At 54.0% G+C, this 7,307-nt stretch carries 5 protein-coding genes; 1 reads left to right on the top strand and 4 read right to left on the bottom strand.

The genetic code is table 11. The annotated features are described in order from the left end of the window. Positions 1–370: 370 nt before the first annotated feature. The gene (locus HJW02_RS11330) at positions 371–3,532 is read right to left on the bottom strand and encodes an AsmA-like C-terminal region-containing protein (protein WP_180971815.1); all 3,162 of its coding nucleotides are present in this window, start codon (positions 3,530–3,532) and stop codon (positions 371–373) included. A 208-nt stretch (positions 3,533–3,740) separates the two neighbouring features. On the opposite strand from HJW02_RS11330, the gene HJW02_RS11325 reads away from it, so the two are divergent. After that, entirely contained in the window at positions 3,741–4,439 is a 699-nt protein-coding gene (locus HJW02_RS11325; protein WP_102721990.1) for a pirin family protein, read from the top strand. Between the two features lie 124 nt (positions 4,440–4,563). On the opposite strand, the gene HJW02_RS11320 is transcribed toward HJW02_RS11325, so the two are convergent. From HJW02_RS11320 to HJW02_RS11310, 3 genes are all read right to left on the bottom strand, one after another. Further along, entirely contained in the window at positions 4,564–5,445 is an 882-nt protein-coding gene (locus HJW02_RS11320) for a hypothetical protein (RefSeq protein ID WP_146019645.1), read from the bottom strand. 12 nt (positions 5,446–5,457) lie between these two features. Beyond that, a complete protein-coding gene (locus HJW02_RS11315) occupies positions 5,458–6,516 on the bottom strand; it encodes a hypothetical protein (RefSeq protein WP_146019644.1) in 1,059 nt (352 codons plus the stop codon). Between the two features lie 144 nt (positions 6,517–6,660). Continuing rightward, positions 6,661–7,224, bottom strand: a complete 564-nt coding sequence (locus HJW02_RS11310; RefSeq protein ID WP_205575949.1) for a DUF2062 domain-containing protein — start codon at positions 7,222–7,224, stop codon at positions 6,661–6,663. Between the last annotated feature and the right edge of the window lie 83 nt (positions 7,225–7,307).

Genomic DNA, 7,307 nt, shown 5'->3' with positions numbered 1-7,307 from the left:
TCATCAACGGGAACGCGGACTTCCGTGACGGAGCCAACTCGGTGAACGGAAGCGTGGGCTACCGGTATGACTTTTAAGGAGAGTTGAGGTTTGAGAGTGGAGAGTGGAGCGGGGACGCTCTGCTCTCCGGACCCGCAGGGCCGTTCCGGCATTGTCCGGAACGGCCCTGCTGCGTCACGGAACATTGCATGCTGTGTGCCAACCGGATTATCAATGAGCGTTGGCGGACCGGTTCATTAAAGACGGGAAACATCAATCCAATACGGGACTACAAAAGGGCGCGGCTTGCAGCCGCGTTTCCGTTCAGTTGCCGCGTGGGCATGCGGCGCTCCATGACGCTTTTCTCCGGGAAACCCGGCATTCCCCTTCTCTACCTCCTCCGGGCGGGAGCCGCCGCGGGGGGAACAGGGGCTTTTCCGCCGGAGAACGGCGCAAAGCTCCAGGAAACATTGCTCAAAGGCCCCGTGCCGCGCACCTGGAACAATCCCCCCGCCAGCAGGAAGACGGGAGAGGTAATCAGCCCCGGCAGGCCGCGAAGCCCCAGCTTGAAATCAGAATTAACCTGCAAGTCGGCAAGGTGTATCCAGCCGCCGCCTTCCAGGGACATATTGCTGCCCTTGGCCGAGAAATTGCTGGTGCGGATATAGCCCTTCTCAATGGAAAAATCGCAGTCGGCCCTGGTGATCTTGTAATTGATCAGGTGGCCCAGGCCCGGAATATAATTGGAGAGGGCTTCCCCCAAAAAGCCGAAGAGGGGGATTTCCACCAGGTCCCCATGCACCAGGGCGGCCTCGCCCTTCGCCTGGATGGAGTTCATATTGCCTCCCTTGGATGAAAATTCAATGGCCCCGTGCACGGTGGCCTTCTCCATCTTCTTGCCGTAGGATCTCCCAATGGAGGTCAGGTTCATGTCCTGGAGGACAAAGGAGCCGTTCAGGGCGTCCCCGTCGTCAATCTGTGCCAGCACGCGCCCCGTAAAGGAGCCGTCCCAGATGGTGCCCTTCATCTTGTCCACCACCACCCACTGAGGGGAAATAAGAATTTCCCCTTTCGCCTTTCCAAGGTCCAGCGTGGTTCCCAGCAAGGGATAGCGCACGCGCCCCGCGGAGGCGTCAAAGCGGATGCGCCCCTTCATCAGCTTCATGTCGTCCCCCATCGGGAACATGCCTCCGCCGGAAAGCGTCACGGGCCGGGTAAAGACAAACTCCTTCAAAACCTTGGCGGCGTTGTCGGAAAACATGCGCATGGTATAACCGGGGTAGGCCTGCCCCTCCATGCCCAGAACCTCCACCGTATCCTGGACAAAGCGGAAATCTATGCTCTTGGCCTTGAGCGTGCACTCCGCGGGACCGCCGGACAACCCGGCGGAAGACAGGTAATTCCCGTTGGAAACCACCGTCGTCACGTTGGTCAGCACCAATTGGTCCGTCACCAGATGGGCATCCGCCCGCGCGGACTTCAGGTCCACGCCCTTGTACCGCGTATTCGTCGCGGAAACAGTGGCCTGCAAATCGTAAGCCTTTTCCAGATTGTACAGGCCCAGCGTCCCCTGGAAGGAAAGCTCCAGGCCGGAATCCTTGCGGAAGACGAAGCGGCTCATAAAAAAGTCGTCATCCTTCATGCCCAGCAGCCGGTCTATCGTTTCCAGCGGAACCGTGGACTGCCCCATCACGAACATCTGGCCGTCCAGGAAACCGTTGGCGAACAGCTCAAAAACGCCCTTCTCCATCCCGATCCGGCAATTCTGTACAAAAAGCTGGTTGGGGCGGTACTCCACCTCCACATTCGCCGTCTTCACGGGCACCTTGTTCCAGGCCAGGTTCTCCGCATTGATGCGCGCCCGGACCAGCGTGGGCTCCACAGGCTTGCCTTCCGGAATATCCAGCCTGCCGTGCACCCACAGGGACGCTTTTTCCGGCAGCTTCAAATTCTCGGGAATGGGCGCCAAATTCCCGGCCAGGGCTACCAGCAATTCAGGCTTCAAATCAGATTCCAGCGTGAAGACAAGATCGGTTCCCAGATAGCTGCCTTCCAGCTTCACATGGCCGTCCTCCCGCGCCAGGTCCAACTGGGTGACATTGATGGAGCGGCCGATCAATTCCCCCCTGGCGGCGGCGGAGGCGAACTCCACCCCCTGGTAGGAGACGTCCGTCACGGCCGCCTCAATCTGGAGGCGGTCCACCCGGAACGGCCCTTTCCAGCCCTTCCCCATTCCCACGGTGCCGTACACTTTCAATTCAGGGTCTCCCTTGATTTCCAGCGTAGGCGGCAGCTTCACGTCTTCCGGAGCAATGGACCGGGCCATGTCCAGCATCGCATGCATGGGCAGCGTGCTGTGCACGTCTATCTTGATCTCTCCGTCCACGCCCATCACCTTGCCGGAAAAAACGCCGCCGGGGTGCCGTATGTCCAAATCCGTCACATAAAAATTGCCGTCCTCATAGCTGAAATCGCAGGAGGCCCTCTGGAACTTTTCCCCCAGCACGGAGAAAGCTCCCATGGAGCCGGATCCCATGACGTTCAGATGCTCCACGCCCTCCCAGTTCTCCGTGAAAACCGCACGGCCTGACACCTGCACGTGCGGCTCGCTCAGGAACTTCATCTCCCGCGGCACCAGGGCTTCATCAACAATGGCTACGGCCCAGGACACCAGGGGGGCCGTGCTGCGGACATCCCAGATCAGGGAACGTTTCTTCAAATCGGCCTGGAGGGAAAGATTGACGAAGCCGGCCGTTTCCGCATCCCTCATGGTAAAGCGCTTGGCCATGATGACGGAATCCGCGTAATCCCCGCTGAACAGGAAATCCCTGACCCGGATTTTCCCGTACCTCAGGGAAGGAGCCTGCAAATCCATGCCCACGCGCACTCCCCCTTTCGGGTCGTCGCTCAAATTGACGGCCAGGCTGGGCGGAGACGCCTCCGGCCACTTCACCCGGTCCAGGTACTTCAGCACCTGGTTCAACTGCTCCCTGGCGGCGGCCATGTCTTCAGCCGTCAGCGTAAAATCTCCGGAATCCCCCTGCCCGATGGAAAACGCCCCCTGGGCAGTCACGCTGATACCCTGCACCACGGCATCAGCCTTCACGATGTCCACCATGCCGGGACGCCCCAGGTCCAGCTCCGCATTCAGCCCTGCGGTGGAAAAAACTCTTTCAGGCTTTTCCGCGTCCACGGGAAGATTGACGTCCAGCCCTTTCACGTTCAGCCGTTCCGGCACTACCTGCCCGTCTATCAGCTCCTTCCAGTTCAGGGCCACGTCCGCCTCATGCAGCAGGGCCACGGGGCGGCGCGCCTCCGGAGGAACACCAGGATCCAGCAGCTCCACGTTCTTCAAGGTCACCACGGCGCGGGGCCACAGGGAAATCTTCAGCGTCTCTATGTGGACGGGAATGCCTTTTTCCATCAGAGCCTGTTCCACACGCTGCACGACAAAGGAGGGAGCGCCCCAGATGGAGACATAACAGATGCACCCAAGCACCAAGGCGCCCAGCAAAATAATCACCGTAGGAACCAATCCCTTGATCCATCTCATGAATGTCCGATGAGCCATACGCCTTGTCTTGTTTGCACAGGTACCGCGACACGCTACCTTAAAATAAGAGACATTGCACCATCAATTTGTGTTGCCGATTTATTTTACGGCAACGGACATGCTGTCATGCGCCTTGAACAGCCCCGGGGTCCATCCGGTCAAACCATCTACAGGCGGGAATCCGCTTTCAATACCAACCCTATCAATCATGAACATCATCATTGACCGTGCATCTTCCCGTGGGCATGCCAACCACGGATGGCTGAATACATACCATACGTTCAGTTTTGCCAATTACTTCAATCCGGACCGCATGCAGTTCGGAGCCCTGCGCGTACTCAACGACGACACGGTTCTCCCGGAAGAAGGCTTCGGCACCCACCCCCACAAGAACATGGAGGTAATTTCCATTCCCCTGAAAGGACAGCTCCGCCACGGAGACAGCCTGAACAACAGCCATACCATCACCCGCGGAGAAATCCAGGTGATGAGCGCCGGAACGGGCATCCAGCACAGCGAATTCAACGGCAGTTCCACGGAACCCCTGGAATTCCTTCAAATATGGGTCATTCCGGACAGGGTCAACACGCCCCCCAAATACCGGGACTACGACATCAAGCCCCTGCTGAAGCACAATGAGATTTCCACCTTCCTGGCTCCGGAAACGGATATCTCCATCATGCAGCAGGCCTGGTTCTCCTGGGCGGAACTCGACCGGGGCGTGGAACGGGAATATCAATTCAAGTGCCAGAACACCGGGGTGTACGTCTTCGTGATAGACGGAGAAATCAAGATCGGAGACACGGTGCTGCACCGCCGGGACGGAGCCGGAATAACGGATACGGGCTCCATCACCATTGAAGCGGTCCAGAACTCTACCGTTCTGCTGATGGAAGTGGCCGTCTGACGACCGGAAAAATGCTCCAAGTTTCGTCTCTCCCGGGAGAGAGACTGGGAGACTCCGTGTTCTCAGCTTCCAACAGCAGAACACGAACGAGTTAGTAATGGCAAAAAAATAAATTTAGAAAAGCTTATCGGGCATCCTTGCTGCCACGTCCCTTGTACAGAAATTCCGTGGTTGAGTCCCGCCCTACAGTACGGTCCACAAGATCGTTGATTTCCCCTCCCTGATAGCCTGCCAGGCGGATATATTTGATCACCTCTCCCTTTTTTCCGGGGAACAGGCGAACCAAAGTAGGCACGAAATACCTTTCCATCCTCTCGACGGTACTTTTAATCTCCATATTCCTTCCGTCGTTGGCCACTATTTTGTTATTCAAATTAGTAGACATCCTTCCGCTCTCCGCTCCAAACGGATCAAGTTTTTCCTCCAGCGTAGTTGCTTTTTCCATGCGTTCGGCAACCGCTTTTTGATAATTCTGCCGGGCAACCTTTTCCCGTTCCGGCAAATCGTCAACATAGGCATTTCTAACTTTGTTCAGCATGCGGGCGGCATAAAGGCTGAAAAGAGGCGCCAATTCCTTCCGTTTCAGGGGCTGCTGGGTTGTGAATTCATCCAGATCATTCCGGGCTATTTTGAGAAAACGATCAAAAACGTCTCCCAAAAGCCGTAAATCTATGTTGTCGTTAAAGGAAGCCGTTGTCCTGCAATCATCATCCTCAAAAGGAAAAAGAGGCGCGAAGGAAACATAGTAGGCAAGCCAGAAAAACTTCCGCACAGATACTATATCTTCTGAATGAGGATAACTTTTGAGATGCCATTCCCTAGATTTTTTGTAAAATTCTTCGAGCTTGTTTTCCTTGAGCAAGACACCCAAGGCCTTGATATCTTCCGGAACATCACTTAAAGATTTGATATTACTAGGTTTTTCCAAGGGAACTGGAAAATCTGACGCATGTGAAGAAACCACGATTCCCATAAAGAGGGAGAGAAGACAAGACTGCATTTTCATAATCTAATTCCGTTAATTGGTTTCTTTAGGTCCCAAATAGTTATAATGATTTCCGGTACCATCTGAATAAGCCTGAGCCGTACATCCAAATTTCGACACTTCCCCACAAACGGCACTTATTCTTTGCGTTTGAGGATTGAGCATATAATAAAATTTAAAACTTTGTTCGACAACTTCTCCTATTTGTCCCACATCATCATTTCCAGAAGTTGCTATTGGTCCACCCCTGCCCTTATGAACGCGCCAGGAACATTTCCATTTCCAATTCTGCGGCAAAATATGTATTTTCTGTTGAATATCCTGATGGGCAACCGTTCCTTTAAGATGATCTTCAAACCGATTCGCCTTGTTAATTTCTATTACTTTATCAACTCCCTGACCTGTATGGCCAGGATCCAGAGTTTTTCGAGGATTGTTGGGATCGGAACCCAAATCCCGTTCAATGATTTTAATATTTTTAAAGGAGACGTTCGTAGGCTGCAATGTAACAACCAATTGGGCTGAAGGTTGCGTAGCGCCCCGGTTATTACAGCCTACCTCTGGTGTCCCGGTTCCCCTATGTGCGGCGGTCATTCCGGTGGGAAAAAATACGGCTATCGGATTTTGCATGGTCACTATAAGACCTTCGCTTGTTGTAACTTTCAGTTCGATGCTGGATTCGTTCTTAAGTTGATCTGGTGTCAGATCTTTTCTAGCCGTCAATGTAATTTCCGTTTTACCTTTAAAGTCGTTTTCTTCATTTTCTTTCACTAATTCCTTTCCTGAAACAAATTCCCATGTCAATTTTTCAATATCTCCCATGGGTTTTCCCGTCAACGTAAGAGTGAAGGATTCTCCTATGCCTATGGAACTTCTCTTTTTATCGTCTTCATTTTCTTCTCCCTTGATATAACAATCAGCGGAATAAAGGGCAGTTTTCGATTCAATGGAGAGCGCTCCCGTGTCTCCATCAGGCAACGGTTCTTCAGCCTGGGAACAAAAACAGCCCAATAGCGTGACCCCGCCAAACCAAAGAAAGATCAGGCAGTGTAAATATTTCTTGAACAGGGCCTCAATAGAGGGAGACATCATACTCAGGAAAGTTTCTCAAAAATAATATTTTCACCATAAACGTCAATAATAAAATGATACTTTCAAATTCCAGAAGTCCATAAAATATATATCTATCTCATGCAGACGCTTGCTTCCACCTGCAACACATGACAGGTGGCGGCTTTATTTACCAAAACCTTTTCCGGAAGAAGTCTTGCCCGGATTTTTCCTACTGCGCAGGAAGTGTCCCGCTCCCCATGCAAGCTGCACCAGACCGTAGCACAGGCAGCCCAGCACCACGCTGGAAACAATCCAGCCCGTGAGGAACTCCAGGCTTACCATGCCGATGCTCAACCCGTCAAACGGGGCCCAGGACCATTGCTGCACTCCCGTTTTCAGCATCTGCCAGTTCGCTCCGGACGTGGGGAGCCCCACAAGGGAAAAAAGGAACCACCCCAGCCACCACTGGGCCGGAATGGCGAAAAAGGTGAAGCCGGGAGGGGAAAGCCACGCCATCAGGATGGCTACGGGAATATTGCCCTTGCGCCACAGGCTGGCGAAAACGCCCCACAGGCTCTGCATGGGCAGCGGGGCAATTGCCGCCGCGGCCCCCCAGGCGGCGCCCGTAGCTACAGACTGCCTGTTCCAGGACCAGTAGACGGGGTCAAAAACCCTGGCGGAAAGGAATTTGCTGGCCCACGATTTTTTACGCACCTCCGTCAGCAGGTAAAGCCTGACCTTGCGCATCAATTGCCTGTAGCGGTGTTCCATTCGCCGCAAAGTCTCCTATAAATCCGGGCTGAATCAATCGTAAAATGTTCCAGCGCGCG

It is taken from the genome of Akkermansia sp. GGCC_0220 (assembly GCF_017566105.1).
In the GTDB taxonomy this organism is placed as follows: Bacteria; Verrucomicrobiota; Verrucomicrobiia; order Verrucomicrobiales; family Akkermansiaceae; genus Akkermansia; species Akkermansia massiliensis.
The sequence above is the reverse complement of the archived record's forward strand: the minus strand, read 5'-3'. Positions and strand labels throughout refer to the sequence as shown.